The sequence below is a fragment of the Streptomyces sp. NPDC048419 genome, assembly GCF_043200415.1.
Lineage (GTDB): Bacteria > Actinomycetota > Actinomycetes > Streptomycetales > Streptomycetaceae > Streptomyces.
On the sequence record NZ_JBICXT010000048.1, the window covers coordinates 1 to 19,847 of the forward strand.

A 19,847-nucleotide genomic window follows, 5' to 3' on the forward strand; every position below is an offset into this window, starting at 1 on the left:
CGCGTAACCGCCGCCTCTCGGCGGTCAGGCCGCCACCCTGCGCGTACCGCATACCACCGGCCTACCGCAGGGATCACCACCCGTCACCACCCCGACAACACCCCGAAGAGGTCAGTAGGAATCCTCAGTGATCTTAGAGTGATCGCATGGAGCTTCTTCGACTCTCAAAGGCAGCTAAGCGTCTCGGGGTTCACCCTGTGACGCTTCGTCTTTGGGCTGACTCGGGGAAGATTCCGGTGACTTGGGTGGGGCGGGAGCGACGGTTCTCGTCGATCGACGTGGAGGCGATGAAGGTCTCCACCGGTGGCGACCGTGTCCGCCTTGAGGGCCTGTACGTGCGAGTCTCCGGCTCCAGCGGGCAGGAATCCTCCCTGGAGGCGCAGGAGAAGGAGCTGCGGGCCACCTCCAGCGGCGAGGTTGTCAAAGTCTTCCGTGACCGGGCTTCTGGCCTGCGGGAAGACCGGCCAGGTCTGCACCGGCTGCTGCGGGCTGTCGCTGACGGCTCGGTGATGGTCGTGCGCGTGACGCACGAGGACCGGCTCGCCCGGTTCGGTGTCGGCTGGCTCAAGCACCTGCTGTCCGTATACGGCGCCAACCTCGAAGTGCTGCATCCGAAAAAGCTTGGCGGCCGGGACGAACTCCTTGAGGACTTCGTGTCGCTGGTGACCACGTTCGCCGGCCGCCTTTACGGGATGCGCTCGGCTGACAACCGCAAGCGGCTGCTCGCCGAGTCCGGCCAGTGCCAGACAGGTGGTGACCGGTGAGTCGGAAGCTGCCGCTCGCTGAGGGCGAGACGTCCCGCACCGCATGCGCCCGTGGGCTCCTGCGCAGCGGCGTGGACGAGAGGACCGGCGAGTTCCTGACCGCCGCCGTGTTGACGGAGCGTGTCGGCTGGGCCACTGACCTCGTGTCCGGCATGGTCGGCGTTCTGACCGGTGAGCACTGGACCACAGCCGACGTGGACACGCTCGCCTCCGGTGAGGACGCGGGCGGCCGGAAGCTGCCATCGAATGCGTGGATGGCTCTGCGCCGCCTCGGCTGGACCGTCACCGCCCCAAAGGGGATCAAGGTCAACGACCGGATCGTGCGCATGGCCCAGGAACAGGCCGGGCGTTCACTGCGGTCGGCGAGGTGGCGCGCTGATCTGACCGCCGGGGTGCTGGCCACCTGGCCCGCCGATCCGGCCAAGCGCACAGCTGGGGAATGGGACCAGGTCCGCGAGGCGGCGCCCGGCGGGCAGTTTCTGCCGTCGAGTGTGATCAAGTCCCGCACTCGGCAAGCGGTCGCGTTCGAGCGGAAGCACGGGCGGCTTCCGGCCGATGCGTTCGAGCTGGAGCCCACGCCTGGCGTGGCGCGCATGCTGCTGCTGTCGGCGTGCGATGGGCAGCAGGCCGTCATCGAACGCGCCGCCCGGCCAGGCCGGGCGCTGCTGCGGCTGCAACTGCCGACCCGCCCCGACCCGCGCTCCTACGCGGACTGGACGTGGGTCGCCTGCCCGATCGCGCTGCCGCCGACGATTCCCGCAGGCGCGGTGCTGCACCTGCCCACCCTCCGCGTGTCCGGCAGCCGGGTGCGGGCCGATATCGCCTACACCCACGCAGTCCCCAAGGCCCGACGCACCAATCACACCGTCGCGCTCGGCGTGGACTGGGGACTCAATACTCTGCTGAGCGCGGGCGCGGCCCGGCTGCACGACGATGGGCGGATCACCGCCCTCGGGCACGGCGCCCAGTTCCGGGCCGCCGGCATCCTCGCCAAGCAGCACCGGCTGCGCCGTCTATCCGAACGCTTGCACGCCAAAGCAGACCAGTACCAGCGGCTCCTTGACGGTGGCGCACCCGATCCGGCCATGACCGGCAAGCACGCAGTCCTGAGCGATGAGATCCGGCACGTGTCCGACCGTAGGTCGAACCTCAACGACGCGCTGGCGTGGGCTTCCGCCCGCTGGGCCGTCGATCAGGCCATCGCTGCCGGCGCCACCGTCCTCTACCTCGAAGACCTGCGGTCGATGGAAGTCAAAGGCATGGGCCGCACCATGAACACGCGCATGTCCCAGGCCGTGCGCGGGCAGATCACCGACCGCATGCGGCACCTCGCTGCCGAGATCGGCATTGCCGTCGTCACCGTCCCGGCCCCGGGCACCTCAAAGCACTGCCCGCAGTGCCTCACGCCGCTGCGGCACCGCAAAGCCCCCGACCGGCCTGCCAAGCCAGGGTGGAAATGGGCCATCTGCCCCGATCGCAACGGCTGTGGCTGGCAGGGTGACCGTGACCAGGGGGCCTGGCGCCGTATTGCAGCCCGCGGCCTGGCCCACCGGGTCAAGACCGTCATCGACCGCACCAGCGGAACCATGGTGATCCGCTCGGTGGTAGACAATCTCGAAGCCAAAGCCGTTCTCACCCCGACCACCATGATCAGCCGGGACCGGTCGAAGACCGGACCCACCCGGCAGCAGGCAACACGCCCCGCGCCCAGGCGACGCAGGGCACCCTCCCTCACCGGCCCCTCGGGCCCGGCGGGCAAGCGTCCGGAGGGACACGCACCAACGGGCCGGACCCGGCTGCCCCGCGCAGCCCACCGGCACCAGGACGTGACGACGATCAGCACACCCATCACCGGCCACAGGCCTCGAGGGGCAGCGCTGGGCGCGGGCTTCCACCTGCACGCCCATGCTTCTCCACCGCGGTGGGAAACGATCCCGGAAACACAATCCGATTCAGGATCGCTTAGCTGATCAGAGACGCTTCGGGTGGGGACAACGGCCGTGCCGGACCGTAGGCCGGGGCCGAACAGATCACACAACGCCTGGCCCCGTTGCGTCGACGGTGCTGCATCTGCTCACGTACACCCCCGGCCAGCCGTCGACGAGCACCGGGTGGCGGCCCCACCCGGGCAGCGCCGCAGGTACTCCGCGGCATGGTCCGGGCAGCTCGGACCATGCCGCGGCGTACCTGCGGCAGGCGGTCCTGGCGTCACCGGGCGGGACGGCCACCTCCCGGGGCCAGGTCGGCGTGTCGACCGTCGAGGGCCTCCTGCGCTGCAGGCGTCGCGACCTGCTGGACCCGCGCCCGGCCGCCGAGGCGATAACCGTGCAGCGCCCGGGGCCAAAGGGGGTCCTGGCGGGATTACGGGCACCAGAACCCGGGCAAGCCGCCGCACTGGACGGGTGCCTCGTCCTTGCCGCACACCGTCGGCACTGCGGGCAGTCGGGTACGTTCCTGTGGATCGAGTCGCGCTGACAGACCGCGCGTTCGTTCACGGAGGTGGTGCTTGCCGAGTTGTAGCCGCCGTGGCATCGAGGGTCTCGCCCGATCCCTCCGTGTCGATGTGCGGCAGGATCTTGTCCAGCCAGCGGGGCGTCCACCAGGCGTGCTTGCCCAGCAGCGTCATGACGGCGGGCACCATGAGCAGGCGAACCACCGAGGCGTCGATGAGCACACTGACGGCGAGCCCCAGGCCCAGCATCTTGACAACGATTTTGTCATTGATGATGAAGGCCGCGAAGACACTCACCATGATCAGCGCCGCGCACGTGATCACACGCGCGGTGATCTCCAGGGCGTGGGCGACCGAGTCCTTGGCGTCCCCGGTGTGCAGCCACGCCTCGCGCACCCGGGAGAGCAGGAAGATCTCGTAGTCCATGCTCAGTCCGAAGATGATGGCGAACATCATCATCGGCACATAGCTCTCGATGGGCACCTTGCCGTGGACGCCGAGCGCGGGTCCGCCCCAGCCCCACTGGAAGACCGCGACCACGACGCCGTACGAGGCCGCGATCGACAGGACGTTAAGGACGGCCGCCTTGACCGCGACGAGCAGGCCGCGGAAGACGGCGAGGATGATCAGGAAGGCGAGGGCCACCACGACGGCGATGATCAGCGGCAGCCGCTCCGAGACGATGTCGCGGAAGTCGACCTGAGTGGCCGTGGTCCCGGTGACATAGCCCTTGGCATTGGTGCCGGAGGCCGCGTCGGGGAGGGCGTGGTCGTAGAGCCGGTTCACCAGGTCGGTGGTGTCCTGGTTCTGCGGGGACACCGACGAGTAGACCGTGCCGACCAGAACGTCGCCGTCGTGGGTCGGCGTCAGCGGACTGACGAAGGAGGTCCCGGACTCGTTGTCGAGAGCCTTCTGGGTCTTCGAGTCCAGTTGCGAGCGCTGCGAGTCCGGTACGCCCGTCTGGTCGACGACGATGGTGAGCGGCCCGTTGGAGCCCGCGCCGAACGCGTCCGTCATCAGGTCGAAGGCCCGCCGGTCGGTGAAGGACGTGGGGTCAGCGCCATCGCCGATGTGACCGAGCTGGATCGAGAAGACGGGAATGGCCAGCACCGCAACGGTGACGATGCCCGCCGCCAGGTACCGCAGCGGATGGCGCTCCACACGCTTGGCATAGCGGTGCCAGGTGCCCTGGGACGTGTCGCCCTCGGCTTCGGCCTCAGCCACGGGCCTGCGCACGTGCCAGCGGTCGACGTTGCGGCCGATCAGCCCCAGCAGGGCCGGGACCAGGGTCAGCGCGCCCAGGACGGCCGAGACGACCGTGATGGTCGCGGCGACGCCGAGTTTGCCGATGAAGCTCACGCCGGACACCCACAGGCCCATCAGGGCGACGATCACTGTCGTGCCGGAGACCAGCACCGCGCGTCCGCTGGTGGCCGCGGCATGACCGGCGGCGCGCACCGGATCAGCGCCGTCCATGAGGCCCTGTCGGTGCCGGGTGAGGAGGAAGAGCGCGTAGTCGATACCGACGCCGAGGCCGATCATCGTGGCCAGAGTGGGCGAGACCGTGGCGAAGGTGAACGCGGCGGCGAACAACCCGAGGCAGGCCAGCCCGCCGACCACCCCGATCAGTGCCGTGACCAGCGGCACTCCGGCGGCGATCACACTGCCGAAGCCGATCAGCAGGACAATGATGGCGACGACGAACCCGACCCCTTCGCTCAGCCGGTCGTTGCCCACGGGCCGCGCCAGCTCGCCGAGCGTTCCGCCGTATTCGACGTCGGCACCGGCCTTCCGGAGCGGCTGTACGGCGTTGTCGACCCCGTCGAGGTAGCTATCGCCGAGGAGGGCAGGCTGCCTGTCGAAGCGGATGGTGATGTAGGCGGTCTTCCCGTCCGAGGACAACGGCCCGACCTTGGAGGAGGTGACCTCCAACGGGTTCTGCACGGACAGCACGTGCGGCAGTTTCTGGAGGTCGGCGACGGTGCTCGAGATCTGCGAGCCGAGCGAGGTCAGGGACTTGTCGTCGTGCATGACGATCTGGGCGTTGTAGCCGCCGGCCTGCGGATCGTGCTGCTTGAGGACGTCCAGGCCCTTCTGGGCCTGCACGTCAGACAGGGAGAAGTTGTCCACGTACTCCCCACCGTGGAGGTGGTTGAGGGTCTGGAGCACGCCGATCGCCACGACCCAGGCGACGATCACGATCACGAAGTGGCGGGCACACCACTCACCGAGCCGACGCAGTCCCCCGCTAGAGGCGTCGCCCCGTCTCTCTGTGCCTTCATGTCTGGCCATGCATTCGGCTCTTCTCTGCCGGGCGGGTGTTCAACACCTCCATTTGACGCTGCCCGAACCACTTGGGCATCTCGGACCCTTTGCTTTTGGGCCTCTTGTGACCTCGCCGGTTCGCCGGGTTGGTCAGGCCGCCCGGAGAGGGCCAGCGGATGTCCTTCTCGCTTGTGATGCGGGCGCGTTCCTTGCGTTCGGCGGCCAGGACGTCGCGCCAAACTGCCGACACTGCACGGGCGAACCTACGCATGCGACGCCTACGGTCTGGTCATCGACCGGAACGCCAGCGCCGCACTCAACCTCGCCGCCCTCGCGGCGGCCGTAGCGACTGGTACCGCAGTGGCCGCAGACCAGGACCACCCAAGCGGTGTCGAAGTCTCGTGGAGCCGACCAGAAGACCCGCACCACCAGCCGTAACCACCTGCCGCCGCAGCGGCAGGAAAAGGAGAGACCGTCCTCAAGCCGGGCTTCCGACGCTGGTGAAGCGACAGGCCTCCCGGGCCCGGGAGGCCGAGAACCCTTGAGGCTCAAAGCAACGTGATGGGAGTTGACGATGGTGAACTGCAGCAGCGGCCCGAAGTACGCCTCGATCGGGTTCGCCCAGGAGGCGTAGGTCGGGGCGAAGCACAATTTGTTCTTCTTCGCCCAGCAGCGGATGTGGGTGCCCTTGAGGGCGGACGGGTTGTCCAGAATCAGAGCGGGCCGTCGGGCCATGCGGTGCGGATCGACTTCAGCGCGGCCGACGTGTTCACACGATCACTTGGCAAGGACACGCTGGCGAGGTCGCTTCCGACATCCCGAAACCGGCCCCCACCTGTGCGAGTGTCTCGTTCTTGCGTGGGTGGTCCAGGTCCAGCAGGACCTGCTTGAAGCATCCCTGCATGCGCCAAGCGCGTGCGAAGTTCATGCCTTCGGGCGTAGATGCGCCACGCGTCAGGGGACGGAGCGGGCCGGATCATCGGTGTGCTCCGCCACCGGATCGGGACCTGGGGATCACCACCAGGCCGACCACTGCTGCTGCCGTGCCCAGGCCAGCCAGGAGGACCCCGAGGGAGAACTTGCGGGACTGGGTCGCTCCGTCGCCGGCAATCGGACCGCCGGAGGGGGTCGGCGTGGTGGTGGCAGACACGGATGCTGTCGCGGATGCGGATGCCGTTCGGGTTGGAGTGGCTGTGGGAGTTGAACTGCCGCTGGCGGAGCGACTGGGAGAGGCACTGGGAGAGGCACTGGACGAGGAGGTGACGGTGACCTGGGCCTGCGAGGCAGCTGTCGCATCGCTATCGCACAAAACCGTTACCTGGTAGCTGCCAGTCGTGGCTTTGGAGTTGATGGTGGCTGTGCCGGTGAAACTGCCACTGCCGCCCTGCAGCTGGACCTGATTCGAGAAGGCCAGGGAGGACGCGGTGCCCTTCGAGCCTGTGCATCCCGTTGCCTTGATCGTCACGGTCTGTCCCGGGCCAGCTGTTGCGGGGTCGATCGTCACGCTGGCGGCTGCCGCCGGCTGCGCTCCGGTGAGAACGGCAGCTGCTGCGAGGGCCATGACCTGGACGATGCGGTTAGCTGCCATGGAGGTCCGTCCCGCGTTGTATAGATGGTCTGCCAGCCCGCAGGCCGGGGAGGGGGCGTACGCGTGGGTGAGTGGATCCCACTTCACAGTTAAGATCAGCTTCTGGGGCTTCGCATGTCGACCGGTGGGGTGGCCGGGCCTTGGCGGCAAGCACGGATGGTGTACGGCAATCCTCGTTGCCATACACCGCCGCGGCCCGCAACGCCGCGGCCCGGCCGATCGCATGCACCGGCCGCCGGCCCCGCTTCCGCACCGGTGAGCTGCGAAAGAATGGGGGACCTATCGGCCGTGGAGCCGCCGGGGTCGAGCGCGGCCAGTGTGAGTACGGTGCAGCGCGGACGAGCCGTTCGCCCGCCTATCGTGCAGCTCGCCGGAAAGTGCCCCAGGGGCCGTCCGCTCGGCCGCGGCAGACGCCGCCATGCCCGCGGTCACCCTTCCGCACCGGCTGCCGGGGCATGTCGGCGACCGTTGCGGACAGTGGTGCATCACAGACAGCCGGAGCCGGCATGAACCCGGCGCCGCGGCTGGGGTCAGACCGCATTGCGCGGGGCGCGGTCCGTTCCCCCAAGCTGTCCGCCCCTGCTGCGACGGCGCCCTCGTACCCGGCCGCATCCGCCGTCTTCAAGGTTGCCGTAGAGGGGCACACCTCAGGTCGGGACACGCCCGAGCCGGTGCGGGGCCTTCATCAGGTCGCCGTGGGCGTAGGTGGCACGCACTCCTGTGGCGATGGGTATGCCGAACCTGTCTACTGACTTCATGTCACCTCGATATCGTGGCGGTGGAGACACAGACGGTCGGGGTGCCGGACAGCCACGGACGGACAGCCTCCGCCGTGCTCCGGTACCGCCACAGTCCTCGAACCTATGTTCGGCAGAAGGTTCAGTGATCCGCGCGGGGATGGCCCCTCCCGATGAGGGGCTGGCTGAGCCCGGGCCCGTACCGGTGCCGGGGAATGGGCATGCGCACGCCATGAGTTCGGCAATTACGGGTCACCCCGCGTTCGCCGAGGGCCTCAAGTGGGCGCGGCAGTGCGTTCTCGCGTTCTGCCTTGTGTTCCGGACACTCATTGCCTTGGTGATAGCGGCGTCGGCCGGTTTCGGCCTGCTGCTCGGCTGGATAGCCGTGACCGACTTCGGCTGGTCCCAGCGGGCGGCGGTCTCCGGCGCACACGACCTCAAGGAACTGGCCGACGTCGGGTACACGTGGAGGGCTGACACCATCCATGGCGGGTGCACATGGATCGCTGACACCGCCAGCGACGGCTGGGCGAGCATCGTCAACGAGTTTTCCGACCATGAGACATATGAGGACTACGACCCGTCCACTGACGGGTGACACCGGTCGCGCTCCTCGAGGAACGAGGGTGACCTGCGGGCAGACGCCGGGAGACGCCGGGCCGTTCCCGAGCCCCGCGGCAACCGCCCCGCTCCCGGCGGGCTGACCACATCTCATTTCCGTCACCTTCCGGTCGCCACCGCCGGGCGGCTCAACCTTCCACAGGCCCCGACGGGGGGTACCGTGCGCGGGCACGGCGGCGGCCGGGTGCATCACGCTTCCGCGAAGGTTCCAACATGGTGATCATCGAGACCCGGGACGACGGAATTCAAGATCATCTACTGGTGTCGCGACGTTTCACACCGAGGACGTAGCCCAGGACGCGTGGGCACACATGCACGGAAATCGATCGCGGGCCGGAAGCCGGGGCGCGCACTAGGATCTTCCATGGGCGGGTGCGCCTCTTGCTCCGCCGACCAGGCTTCCTTGCGAGAGGAGGAGGCGTATGGGCGTCGACACCGAGACCTACGCATCACTCCTGCAGGCACTGGTCACCAACCGGAAGACCATCCTGACCTCGTGCACAGGGCCGGATTACTGGGATGAGCTGCGTCGATGGTGGCTGGAGAACAGGTTCCATGACGATGTGCCGGAAACTGGTCCAGGAAGCCTGGAAGAAATACGCAACGAGCTGATCCTGGAGAACAGCTCCTTCGCCATCAGCCAGACGCTCCTCTTCGACGAACTGTGGCGCATCGCCGACGAGTTCGCCGCCGACCAGGCACAGGATCAGACACGGACCACGAGGCCGGAGCAGGCAAACGTCCGCTTCGCCGACGCCATCGACTACATCCCCGGACGCTGGAAGCACGCCCACGACCGCAGACACATGTCGAGAGACGTCTACATACGGGTCGAGGACTGGCAGGGTGACCGGACCCCTGACGCCGCCGTGGCCACTGCACGGCCCGTCTACAGCGTCGTGGAGAAGGTCCAGGATGGCCTGTGGCGCGGATACCACGGGGACGAGCAGGTGTGGAAGTTCATCCGGCATGCCGGCGCTCGAGCACCGGACGATCACGACCCGGGGTGGTACGTACCGGAGCGGGAGAGGACGGTGCAGCAGTTCGGCGTGACACCGTGGTACGTCCGAAGCACGGCCGCTGGAGGTTACGAGTACTACGACTCCTCCCGGCACGGGCCGCCCGGGGACCGAGCGGGTACCTGGTTGCCGGATGCGCAATTCCGGCAACGCGCAGCGGAGCCTGTGCGGGTTCCGGACGCCCCCCCTGGGTGGTGGGTGAAGGTGGTCGACAACCAGCAGTGGTTGATCCGGAGCAGGCAGGCTCCGCCCGGTGGCCCTGAGCTGACGGGCTGGTCTCCCGTCAACAGAGCCTTCGATGACGTGAGGAAGGAGGAGCAGACCGTTGTGGATCTCCTTGCCGAGATCATCCGGATGTACCCCGAACTCGGGCGAGAGCCGCCCGATTCCTTCGAGAGCCGCCTGCGCGAGATCCTGTCAACTGCTCGGCCTTGAAGGAGCGAGCGGGTTGACTGAGTCCGGAAGGGCTGCGTTTATGCTCCCGACTGCCCCTACGGCAGGGCGGTCACAGGTCACCGGTTTCCGCCGAGGATGCTCCGGCTTTCAGGACTCCGCTGAGAATTCCACGAAACGGGCTGTCAGGTCGCGAGTATGAAGGCTTCGAGGCGGGATGTGCGGGTGCCGCCGAGTAGGGTACCGGTCAGCCATCGGTCGATGCGGATGACGTTGACCGCGGTGGCGACGACGACGTGAGCGAGGCGGGAGTCAGGTTGCGGTAGCGGGGGCGGCGAAGGCCGGTGACGCGGACGGCCTGGGAGATCGCGCCTTCGACCCCGCCCGGATCGCGTCATGGTCCTTCCACTGTCGGACCGCTTCGAGGGCCTCGTGCCGTTCTCGTGACAGGTCCTGCGAAGCGGGGCACCGGCAGGCAGGCCCATCGCCGCGACGGCGATGGGCCGTCCGCCACAGGACGAGACAAGCAGGCCCCTCAAGATCAATAGGGTTCAACTGTCAGTCCTCCCCGGTAGGTTCACGTGCATGACGACACCGGCGCCGGCCGTGGACAAGAGGAAGCGGGAGGCGCTGCATCGTCCACCTGGTCCACCCCGCGCACACCACCATGGACGGTGCGCAGTGCGGCGCGAGAACCCAGCACGCACTCCCCCTTTCCGAACGAATATGCCTGCACCGCGTGCGGAGCCGTCTCGTGTCGGGACAAGAACTCCGCCCGCGTGATGCCGTCCGGGGCCGCTCTGCAACCCGGCTGGTGCTGATCGTGCAAGACCTGAGCGCTGTCGGCCGTCGTCGCGAAGCGCCCGCCGAGCCCCAGGCGACGTGAGCTAGGAATCCACCCGCCCACGGGGTGGAGGCGTCAGGAACTGGGCACGGATCTCCTGCGCAGGACCATGAGCGCTGTGTCGTCTGTCGGCCTGCTGTGCTCGGTGTGCTGTTGCAATTCGCGATAAATCGTAGGTGCGACGTCGCGGGGAGAGACCTCATCCCAGAAAGCCGCACGCTCCTCCAATGGATAAAATGCGCCCGAGGCGTTACGTGCCTCGGTGACGCCGTCCGTGCACAACAGAAGCGAAGAACCGAAGGGGAACTCGAACCACTCGACGGTGCGCGGTTCCGGAGCGAGAGACCCAAGACCCAGCGGAACGGATGGTTCAATACGGACCGCGGGCCCCTTTGGATCATGGTGCAGGAGGAGAGGCACGACGTGACCGCAGTTGATCGCTTGAATTTCCGGCTCGGATCCGATGTTCAGGATGAGTGCTGTGACAAAACGCTCCCGCTCTCCCATCTGTGCGGCGAACGTGTTGTGCCGTAGCACGGCCTCTTCGAGAGATTCCACAACCGCCGTGAGCGTGGGCTCCGCCAGGGCAGCCGCCCGGAACGCATTCAACACGGCGAAGGCGGCGCTGAGGGCGGGCATGCCCTTGCCCTGCACATCGGCGATGAAGACGCGGCTGCCATAGGGCGAGGCCACGACCTCGTAGACGTCACCCCCGACCCGGCTGTCTTCTTCCACAGGCTTGTACAGGCCATGGACGAGGAGCTCGTCGGTGACCAAGGGAAACGGCCGTAGGAGGTGCCGCTGCAGTGTGACAGCCGCGGAGCGCAGCCTGGTGATCTCGCCTTCCCTGCGGACGCGCTGGGCCGCTCGGGCAATACTCAGACCGTTGAACACAAAAGCGAAGACGAGCACACCCAGATTGGCCTCCACCGTCCCCAGCGGAGCGTCGAGCAAGGAGACGGCAATGCTGACGGTGACCCACACCGATGCGAATGCGGTCTGCCGCACCGTTCCCCAGCCAGCGATCAGAGCAGGCAAAACGACGAGGAAGGCAGCAAGTCTGGTCTCCCTGCCCAAGGCAAGGACTGCCACCATCAAGACCGCTGTGCTCCCTGCCAGCCACAGCAACGCGACCCGCCACCGAAGAGAGACGGAGCGCCGGCCCAGGCCCGCAACTGCGCTGGGATCATCCGGATCATTCGAGTGGCGCATGCTCGCTCCTGCTTCCTGCAGCCGACTCCACCAGGCAGCCCGCCGGCCCGCGCGGGACTGCAACCCGAAGCGGTGCAACGTCGATCTCGAGGATGCACCGCGCGCCGGCCAGACCGCCATTTGGAAAGGCCCGGGACCGTAGCAGGCCACGGTGGTCGCCGACGGCATCCGGAGGCGAGGTGCCCGCCCGCCGGGAACAGGGCGGGCCCGACGCGAGGCTCGGCACGCCACCCACATCAACCACACGGTCTCGAAGACTGTCGTTGCTGTCGCCCCACGCACCGAACGCGGCATCGCCCTTGAAGAACTCAGGGGCATCCGCGAGCGGGTCGCGTGGGCGCGACCAGCGACCGCGCGCCCGTCTTCCTGGCCGTTCCACCAGCGTTGCTCACAAGGCCCAGCGCCGGGGTGCCGTTCATCGAGGTGGACCCTGGCCTGCACCTCGCAGCGCTGTGCGCGTTGCGGCCACACCGAGCGCGCCAACCGGCGCACCCGGGCCCCTCCGCTGTCGTCGGTGCGGCCTCGCTGGGCCGGCCGACCACGCCGCCGGGCCCAACATCGCCCCATGCGGGCCACGGCGTGGGTATTGCTCAACATGCCCGACCCGGTCCTTGCTCTGAGAAGCGGGGACCGGTATGTGGTCTCCGGGACCAAAGCTCCTGCTGGACATTGCACCCGGCGAAGGCAAGCAGCATCCCCTCCCTGCCCCGGGGGGCGTCCGGGCCGGCGCATGCAGGCCGCTGCCCTCCTTTCTGCCTCTCGGCCCCGGGTGCCGCTGTTGCCCTCGCCCTGCCTGGCAGCCTCCTGGCCTGTGTGCCTGGCCGGAAGCCCGCACACGAGAGCGCGAAGAAGGCCCGGGATACCCAGCTGCAGGGGAGGTCAGGGGCGGGAGGTATGGCGGGTCTTGACCCTGACGGAGGTGAAGCGTGCGGGGCGTGCCGGGGTGTTTGTCTCCTGGGTGGTATCCGCGGGCTCTGCCGTGGCGGTGGCCAGGTTTCGCTCCTGGACGGGCGGGCCGAGGGGGAGCTGTGTGTCGGGAAGGAGCGGGGCGACCACGACGAGTTCGATGCCGGCGCTCAGCGGCGCGCCGGTGGCGGACCACAGTCCTGAGGTGACGGCGGGGTCGGCCGCGGCGGCTATGCGCACCTCGACGGTGGAGGGTTCTTCCGCCAGTGATCCTGTCAGGCATGCGACCGGCAGGACGTCGCACGTGACGAAGGCGGACAAGACCTGCCCCAGCAGTTGGTGCCCTTTCTCCGCCGCTCCTGCATGAGCGGTGACGTAGTAGCTCATCTGGTAGCGGCGCAGGGGAAGTCTCCTGCTGACCACTTTGTTGTCAGCGTCGCGGATGTCTCTGGTCCCTGCTCCGCGGCCACTGGTGTCCTCCCGGATGTCGTGGAGGAAGAGGTTCACCCCGCCGGTGGTTTCTTTGCGTTTTGCGGTCTGACCAGCACCGGTGGGCCGGGCCACGGGGGGCTCGAAGCTGATCACGGTCCGGGCCGGCAGCAGCGCCTTCAGGAAGGTGCGCAGCGACTCGTCGACGTCGTGAAACATGCCTCCAGCCTGTTGGATCGGCTCTGCCCAGCCCCAGGGGCTCGGGGGCGTTCGTAAGGTAAGGCGTAACTGCCCCATCATGCAGAAGTATGTGTCTTTCCATACGTCCGATGGCCCATGTGCCAGCCGGGTGTGCCCTGCCACGCTCTAAGAGGCCTAGGTTCAATCGAACAGCGGGAGGACCCGTGCCCACATACCTCTCACCCGGTGTGTACGTCGAGGAAGTCGCCTCCGGATCCCGGCCGATCGCAGGGGTCGGGACCGCCGTGGCTGCCTTTGTCGGTTTTGCGGAGAAGGGGCCGTTCAACGAGCCCACTCTCATCACCAACTGGTCGCAGTTCGTGCAGCGATTCGGCGATTTCAGCGAGGATTACTACCTGGCCAGATCCATTTACGGCTACTTCCTCAATGGCGGCGGCGCCGCTTATGTGGTCCGGCTGGGAAACCACCAGCAGGAAGAGGAGGAGAAACCGCGGTATGCCAAGGCGGTTCTGCCTGCCGCGGGCGGGTCGGACCGGCCGGCACTGACGGTGAGGGCGATGCAGGAGGGAGTCTCGGGGGACGAGGTGAGCATCGACGTCGCCGAGGCATCCGAGCATTCCAACGACAACTTCAAGCTCATCGTCAACGTCGCGGGGAAGCCGGAGGAGTCTTTCGACAACGTCACGGTCAAGAAAGGGCCGCGGAACGTGGTAACCGTGGTCCGCCGCGAGTCCAAGGTCATCACCGTTGAGGAAGTCAAGGGCGCACCTGTGGCGGTGCCGCACACGGGCGCGCGCGTTGAGCTGTCCGGCGGTGCCCCGTTGCCCGTGCCCTCCGTACCGGCGCTGTCGGCGGAGCAGTACGTCGGCAACACGCTGGACAGGACCGGCTTCGCCGGGCTGGAAGCCATCGACGCCATCACCATGCTCTGCGTGCCGGACGCCGTGGGCGCCCTGGACCGCGGTGCTCTGTCCATCGACGGGCTCAAGACCGTGCAGCAGGCGATGATCGCCCACTGCGAGCTGATGGCCGACCGGATGGCCATCCTCGACACCCCGCCCAACCTCAACGCACAGCAGGTCAAGGCGTGGCGTGAGGAGACCACCGGGTACGACTCCAAGTACGCAGCCATGTACTGGCCATGGCCGCGCGTGATGGACCCTGTCGCTGGCAGGCCGGTCGCCGTGCCACCGTCCGGATACCTGGCAGGGATCTGGGCGCGCAACGACACCACCCGCGGGGTGCACAAGGCACCGGCCAATGAGGTCGTCCGTGGCGCCCTGGGGCTGGAGCTGGCCATCACCAAAGGTGAGCACGACCAACTGAACCCCATCGGCGTCAACTGCATCCGTGCCTTCCCCGGGCAGGGAATCCGGGTGTGGGGAGCCAGGACGCTTTCCAGTGACACTGAGTGGCGCTACATCAACGTCCGCCGCCTGTTCAACTATGTCGAGGAGTCGATCCTCAACGGAACGAACTGGGTGGTCTTCGAGCCGAACGACCAGAGGCTGTGGGACTCGGTGACGCGCACAGTGACCATGTTCCTGCGTGGGGTGTGGCGGGACGGAGCCCTGTTCGGCCCCACACCCGAATCGTCGTTCTTCGTCAAGTGCGACGCGGAGAACAACCCTGCGGAGAGCCGCGATGAGGGGATTCTCAACGTCGAGGTCGGAATCGCTCCGGTGAAGCCGGCAGAGTTCATCGTCTTCCGCGTCTCCCAGTTCGCCGAGGGAGCAGGCCTCGAGGAGTAGCGGCAGACCGACCATCGCGTGAGGAGGTGCGCATATGCCCGGAGGTCTCGGGCCGGAGCAGCACCAGGATGTGCTGACCGCGTCACGGTTCTCCGTCGTCATCGACGGATACGAGATTGCTTCGTTCTCGGAGCTGTCCGGAATCACCACTGAGGTCGAACCGGTCGATTACATGTCCTCGTCGGACCAGGAAGTCATCATCAAGAAGCTGCCCGGGAAGCGTAAGCCACCGACCGTCGTCCTCAAGCGGGGAAAGACAGAGGGCGTCGAGCTGTGGGCGTGGCACCAGACGGTCCTGCTCGGTGACATCGTCGCAGCGCGCAAGAGCGCGTCCCTGGTGATGTACAGCGCGGACGGCAAACCGGTGGCGCGGTACTACCTCGAGCACGCCTGGCCGGCGAAGATCGAGATCGGTGCCCTCAAGGCCGGCAGCAGTGAGGTCCTGATGGAGACGGTCACCATCGTGTGCGAGAACATCCAGAGGGTGGCGCCATGACAACTACGACAACGGCTCCCACCCAGGAGGCGATGCGCACGGAGTACCCGTTCGTCCTGCCCCGCGGCTACGTGGATGAGACGGGGAAGATCCACCGGGAAGGCGTCATGCGGCTGGCGACGGCCCGCGACGAATTGACCCCGCAGACCGACGCACGCGTCCGGCAGAATCCGGCGTTCTTGACCGTTCTCCTGCTGGAGAGAACGGTCACCAGGCTCGGTTTCCTGCCAGAGGTCGACACGTTCGTCATCGAGAACCTGTTCGCCTCCGATCTCGCCTTTCTGCAGGACCTGTATCGCAGGATCAACCAGGACGGCCATACCGAAGCCGCGGTCACCTGCCCGTCATGCGGGCACGATTTCGCGGTGGACTTCGCCGGTGATGCCCAGGGGGAATCCTGACGTACGCGGCCGACCGCCTCTGGGAGGAAGCCGCGTACGTCGCGTACTACCTGCACTGGCCCCTCGACCACATCCTCGACCTCGAGCATCCGGTCAGAGAACGGGTGATTGAGGAAGTCGGCCGGATCCACACCCGCCTCAACGAGTGAGGAGCGGACAACCGTCAGCGCCAAGCACGAGTTGGGAGGAAGCATGGGCTGGTTGCAGCGGCGGCGTGCGACACGTGCGCCCAGGCCGCCGGCCGCCACGCCGGTACCGGCGGGCGAGCCCCTCGAAACAGCCGCGCCGCTCTCGGCGGGCCCGAGCCAGCCGCAGGTCATCGCTGAGACCCAGCCTGCCGCGCCCACCGTCCGCACCGCCGCGAACTGGCTTTTGCTGCCTGCCCTGAAGACCACAGTGCCCCCGAGCACGGCACTCACCATCCAGCGCGCCACACCGGCAGGGCCGATGGACGTAAGCGCCCCACGGCCGCTGCCCGGACCTGGTACGGACACGCAGCCGCCGGCCGGAAGGGCGGAAGGACTGACCCGCGTGCTGGCCTTCGTCCCTGATCCGGATTTCAGCCCGCAGGCCGCACCCGCCAAGACGCAGGAGCCGCGGAGCGCGACGCCGGTGCGCCGGCTGCCGGCGCACCGGCCCAGCGATCCGTCCCCGGACGGACCCGGCGGGGGCGGGTCCCTCATCCACGCCACCGCTGCTCACGTGGGTGAGGCACGGGTGGCTGCCGAGCCCTACCGGGCGCCAGGATGGCTCCGCGCGGCCCAGAACCTTCCTTGGGCTGCACCGGATGACTCGCAGCAGGTCCCCGGAGCCGGCGCCGACCAAACGGCGCCGGCTGACGCCCTGCAAAGCAAGCCGCCCCTGGGGCCCGCCACCCCGCAGCCCGGCCCCGACCCGGCGCTACCCCTTGCCCCCATGTCGTGGACCGCACCGAACCTTCCCGAACCAACCGCGCCCCCCGCCTCCACGCAGCCCCGTCCCGAACCAGCGGCCCCACGCCCCACGCCCAACACGGCGCGGGCGCCGATCCACCGGAAGAACCTCGGGCAGAGCCGGCGCCTCGGGCTGGGCGCCCCCTTCCGTCCCGCACCGCCTGAGCAGCAACCGCCTGCGGCGCCTGAGCCGAAACCGGTTCCTGGCACCCCCACCGACGGGGAACAGGACGTGGAAGATTCACGGGGCGGCCCGCAGGCCGCCGCGATCGACCGCCCCGGCCCGCCCCCTCCCGCTGACCGGGGCGGCTCCCAAACCTCTCAGGGCTCCCCTGACGCGGGGTCGTCCCACTCCCCCGCCCCACCGGCGACGCAGACTCCGCCTTCACGCCACGGCCCCACGACGGGGTCCCCGGAGCGTCGCGGCGCTGCACCGCCATCCGCAGCAGCACAGCAACACGGCACGCAAAGTCCGCCGGCATCGCCAGACGGGCCGGCGGCCACCTCGACCCTGCGTACTGTCTACCGAGCCGCTGCCTCTCTCCCGCCCGCCGCCCCGGCCGGCAGGCCTCACAGGCCTCTGGTATTGCCACTGGGCCGGGCTCCGGAGGCAGTGCCCCCCTCCATGAGTGCCTCCATCAGGGCCGCGTTCGGTCAGGACGTCTCGCAGGTTCCCATCCATCGCGGCCCGCAAGCCTCCGCCGCGGCGCACACGCACCGCACGCGGGCCCTGACCCGGGGCGGGGCAGTCTTCCTTCCGCAGGAGGAAGGGCCCCTGTCGGAGCCGCGGGCCCGCAGACTGCTGGCCCACGAACTGGTCCACGTCGTCCAGCAACGATCCCTCGGCTCCGCCCTGCCCTCGGAGCACTCCCTCACCGGCCTGCTGCTGGAGAGCGAGGCAAGGAAAGCGGAGGAGGAACACTCCGCCGGTTCAGACACATCGCAGCCGCCGCCGCTCACCCACCACCGCCCGCCCGATGACCGCGGCTACGTCCGTCAGCTGGTCGAGGAGATCGTGGCAGACCTGGCGCCGGCCGGGACGCCTGTGTCCGCCCCGCCACAGGCATACGAGCCGTCGCAGCTCACCGCCGCGTTCCCGGAGCCGGGCACCGCCGAGGAGATGACGGCCTTCCTCCCCGGCCTGGTACAGGAAACGGCCACCGAGCCGGACCTGATGCCGGCTGACGCCCCGCTCCAGCGCCAGATCAGCGACGAAGAACTCACCAGCATCCTCACTGAGGTCAAGCTGGAGTCCATGGCCCGCGCACGCGGCCGCGAGCAGGCCCTCGACTTCCACTCTCTTACCCCCGAGCGGCAGGACCAGGTCAGGCAGGAGGTGGCTGTCTGGAAGACGGCGGTCAGCCTCGGAGATTGGCCCAAAGACCTTGCATGGCATCAGGACACCCGCGCCACGACCGAAGCCGAGGCAGGCCTCGCAGAATCCCGCGATTACGCGGCACTCCTCGCCGCCGACCCGACGATAGGGCGCGAGGTATCCATGCAGATCCGATTGCTGGAGGAGCGGAACACCGCCCTGACCAGCACGGCCACCGGGTCTGTCGCGAGTGCCCTGCCTCGCGTCCCCGACATCGTCGGAAAACACTGGCTCGAAGCCCGAGAGCAACTCAAGCAGACGGCCAGAACGACCAGGAAGTACTGGAAGGGCCAGCACGAGGGTCTCGCATGGCGCACCTACCTGCGGGACAGCGCGGGCGCGAAGAACACCATCATCGAAGTGCGGCCGGCAGCAGGCACCATCATCACGACGACTGAGAAGGTCATCGACGTCGTCATATCCAAAGGGATATCGAGAGACGACACAAACACAGCGGCCCGGGTCCTATTCGCTGAAGCCGCCAGCAGTCAGCTCGAGTCACTCTTCAGCATCTTCGGCATGAAATCCGGCTCTGCAGGCAAGATCCGCACCTTTGCCAAGATGCACGACGAACGTGTGGACATGAGCGAGGCCACCGACGTCGGTGAAGCGCGCCCCCTAGGGGCCGCCCCGGCCGGGCTCGGCCAGCAGGACACCGACGAACCGGATGACCTGCCCGAGGACCTGCCGCAAACGGCACCTGCGCGGCGCCCGCGCCGCCTGCCGACCGCACCCCGGCCGGCCCGACAGCCGCTCACGGCGACCCGCGCCCGAACCCGCAGGACTGAGGGACCCGCCGAGGCCGAAGAGTACGCGAACGCAGCGAACGCACCAGCACCCCCATCGCTCCCCACAGACGCAGCCCGCACAGCCCGCACAGCAGCCCTCGCAGCAGCCCGCGCAGCAGCCCGCGCAGCAGCCCGCGCCAGCATCACGGCACAACGCGCCCGCACACGCCTTGCCACCGGAGCCGCACCGGCACCCCTCACAACCGCCGCAGCAGGGCAACCGGCCCCGGAAGAGGCCAGGGACGCAGCGAACGCAACGAACGCGAACGCACCAGCACCCCCATCGCCCCCCACAGGCGCAGCCCGCGCAGCCCGCACAGCAGCCCTTGCAGCAGCCCGCACAGCGGCCCGCGCCAGCATCACGGCACAACGCGAGCTGCTCCGCACGACCACCGCGGCACAACGCGCCCGCACACGCCTTGCCACCGGAGCCGCACCGGCACCCCTCACAACCGCCGCAGCAGGGCAACCGGCCCCGGAAGAGACCAGGGACGCAGCGAACGCAACGAACGCGAACGCACCAGCACCCCCATCGCCCCCCACAGACGCAGCCCGCGCAGCCCGCACAGCCCGCACAGCAGCCCGCACAGCGGCCCGCGCCAGCATCACGGCACAACGCGAGCTGCTCCGCACGACCACCGCGGCACAACGCGCCCGCACACGCCTTGCCACC

12 protein-coding genes and 2 pseudogenes are annotated in these 19,847 nt (G+C 68.3%); 10 read left to right on the forward strand and 4 right to left on the reverse strand.

Going from position 1 to position 19,847, the window contains the following annotated elements; genetic code table 11:
• Window positions 1-146 precede the first annotated feature (146 nt).
• A complete protein-coding gene (locus ACGFYN_RS44720; protein ID WP_393871748.1) occupies window positions 147-764 on the forward strand; it encodes an IS607 family transposase in 618 nt (205 codons plus the stop codon).
• On the forward strand, window positions 761-2,734 hold the full coding sequence (locus ACGFYN_RS44725) for a transposase (protein WP_393871749.1): 1,974 nt from the start codon (window positions 761-763) through the stop codon (window positions 2,732-2,734). Before ACGFYN_RS44720 ends, ACGFYN_RS44725 begins: the two co-directional genes overlap by 4 nt.
• Before the next feature lie 521 nt (window positions 2,735-3,255).
• On the opposite strand, the gene ACGFYN_RS44730 is transcribed toward ACGFYN_RS44725, so the two are convergent.
• Complete coding sequence (locus ACGFYN_RS44730; RefSeq protein ID WP_393871750.1) at window positions 3,256-5,508, reverse strand: MMPL family transporter; 2,253 nt, start codon at window positions 5,506-5,508, stop codon at window positions 3,256-3,258.
• A gap of 531 nt (window positions 5,509-6,039) precedes the next feature.
• A pseudogene (locus ACGFYN_RS44735) lies at window positions 6,040-6,251 on the reverse strand (IS630 family transposase); the annotation flags it as partial.
• A gap of 1,787 nt (window positions 6,252-8,038) precedes the next feature.
• Between ACGFYN_RS44735 and ACGFYN_RS44740 the strand changes: the two are divergent.
• The 3 genes and pseudogenes from ACGFYN_RS44740 to ACGFYN_RS44750 all read left to right on the forward strand — a co-directional run.
• Entirely contained in the window at window positions 8,039-8,404 is a 366-nt protein-coding gene (locus ACGFYN_RS44740; RefSeq protein ID WP_393871751.1) for a LapA family protein, read from the forward strand.
• Between the two features lie 445 nt (window positions 8,405-8,849).
• On the forward strand, window positions 8,850-9,881 hold the full coding sequence (locus ACGFYN_RS44745) for a hypothetical protein (RefSeq protein WP_393871752.1): 1,032 nt from the start codon (window positions 8,850-8,852) through the stop codon (window positions 9,879-9,881).
• 595 nt (window positions 9,882-10,476) lie between these two features.
• A pseudogene (locus ACGFYN_RS44750) lies at window positions 10,477-10,730 on the forward strand (zinc ribbon domain-containing protein); the annotation flags it as partial.
• A 28-nt stretch (window positions 10,731-10,758) separates the two neighbouring features.
• Here ACGFYN_RS44750 and ACGFYN_RS44755 read toward each other — a convergent pair.
• Together ACGFYN_RS44755 and ACGFYN_RS44760 are read right to left on the reverse strand one after the other, a co-directional pair.
• The gene (locus ACGFYN_RS44755) at window positions 10,759-11,778 is read right to left on the reverse strand and encodes a PP2C family protein-serine/threonine phosphatase (protein ID WP_393871772.1); all 1,020 of its coding nucleotides are present in this window, start codon (window positions 11,776-11,778) and stop codon (window positions 10,759-10,761) included.
• A gap of 996 nt (window positions 11,779-12,774) precedes the next feature.
• Window positions 12,775-13,449 carry a Pvc16 family protein gene (locus ACGFYN_RS44760; protein WP_393871753.1) on the reverse strand — a complete coding sequence of 225 codons (675 nt, stop codon included), beginning with the start codon at window positions 13,447-13,449 and terminating at the stop codon, window positions 12,775-12,777.
• A gap of 185 nt (window positions 13,450-13,634) precedes the next feature.
• Here ACGFYN_RS44760 and ACGFYN_RS44765 point away from each other — a divergent pair, with 185 nt between their 5' ends.
• From ACGFYN_RS44765 to ACGFYN_RS44785, 5 genes are all read left to right on the forward strand, one after another.
• Window positions 13,635-15,182: a phage tail sheath family protein gene (locus ACGFYN_RS44765; protein ID WP_393871754.1), complete on the forward strand. Its 1,548-nt coding sequence runs from the start codon at window positions 13,635-13,637 to the stop codon at window positions 15,180-15,182.
• 34 nt (window positions 15,183-15,216) lie between these two features.
• On the forward strand, window positions 15,217-15,678 hold the full coding sequence (locus ACGFYN_RS44770; protein WP_393871755.1) for a phage tail protein: 462 nt from the start codon (window positions 15,217-15,219) through the stop codon (window positions 15,676-15,678).
• Entirely contained in the window at window positions 15,675-16,079 is a 405-nt protein-coding gene (locus ACGFYN_RS44775; protein ID WP_393871756.1) for a hypothetical protein, read from the forward strand. Before ACGFYN_RS44770 ends, ACGFYN_RS44775 begins: the two co-directional genes overlap by 4 nt.
• A complete protein-coding gene (locus tag ACGFYN_RS44780; protein ID WP_393871773.1) occupies window positions 16,076-16,228 on the forward strand; it encodes a DUF6760 family protein in 153 nt (50 codons plus the stop codon). The genes ACGFYN_RS44775 and ACGFYN_RS44780 overlap by 4 nt, the downstream gene beginning before the upstream one ends.
• Window positions 16,229-17,636: 1,408 nt before the next feature.
• The coding region (locus ACGFYN_RS44785) for a DUF4157 domain-containing protein (RefSeq protein ID WP_393871757.1) at window positions 17,637-19,847 on the forward strand (2,211 nt) is incomplete at its 3' end.

Bases quoted from the DNA above. Each gene is read 5' to 3' on its own strand.
- ACGFYN_RS44730 (WP_393871750.1), bottom strand. From the start codon at position 5,508: ATGGCCAGACATGAAGGCACAGAGAGACGGGGCGACGCCTCTAGCGGG.
- ACGFYN_RS44745 (WP_393871752.1), top strand. From the start codon at position 8,850: ATGGGCGTCGACACCGAGACCTACGCATCACTCCTGCAGGCACTGGTC.
- ACGFYN_RS44760 (WP_393871753.1), bottom strand. From the start codon at position 13,449: ATGTTTCACGACGTCGACGAGTCGCTGCGCACCTTCCTGAAGGCGCTG.
- ACGFYN_RS44720 (WP_393871748.1), top strand. From the start codon at position 147: ATGGAGCTTCTTCGACTCTCAAAGGCAGCTAAGCGTCTCGGGGTTCAC.
- ACGFYN_RS44770 (WP_393871755.1), top strand. From the start codon at position 15,217: ATGCCCGGAGGTCTCGGGCCGGAGCAGCACCAGGATGTGCTGACCGCG.
- ACGFYN_RS44775 (WP_393871756.1), top strand. From the start codon at position 15,675: ATGACAACTACGACAACGGCTCCCACCCAGGAGGCGATGCGCACGGAG.
- ACGFYN_RS44755 (WP_393871772.1), bottom strand. From the start codon at position 11,778: ATGGTGGCAGTCCTTGCCTTGGGCAGGGAGACCAGACTTGCTGCCTTC.
- ACGFYN_RS44740 (WP_393871751.1), top strand. From the start codon at position 8,039: ATGAGTTCGGCAATTACGGGTCACCCCGCGTTCGCCGAGGGCCTCAAG.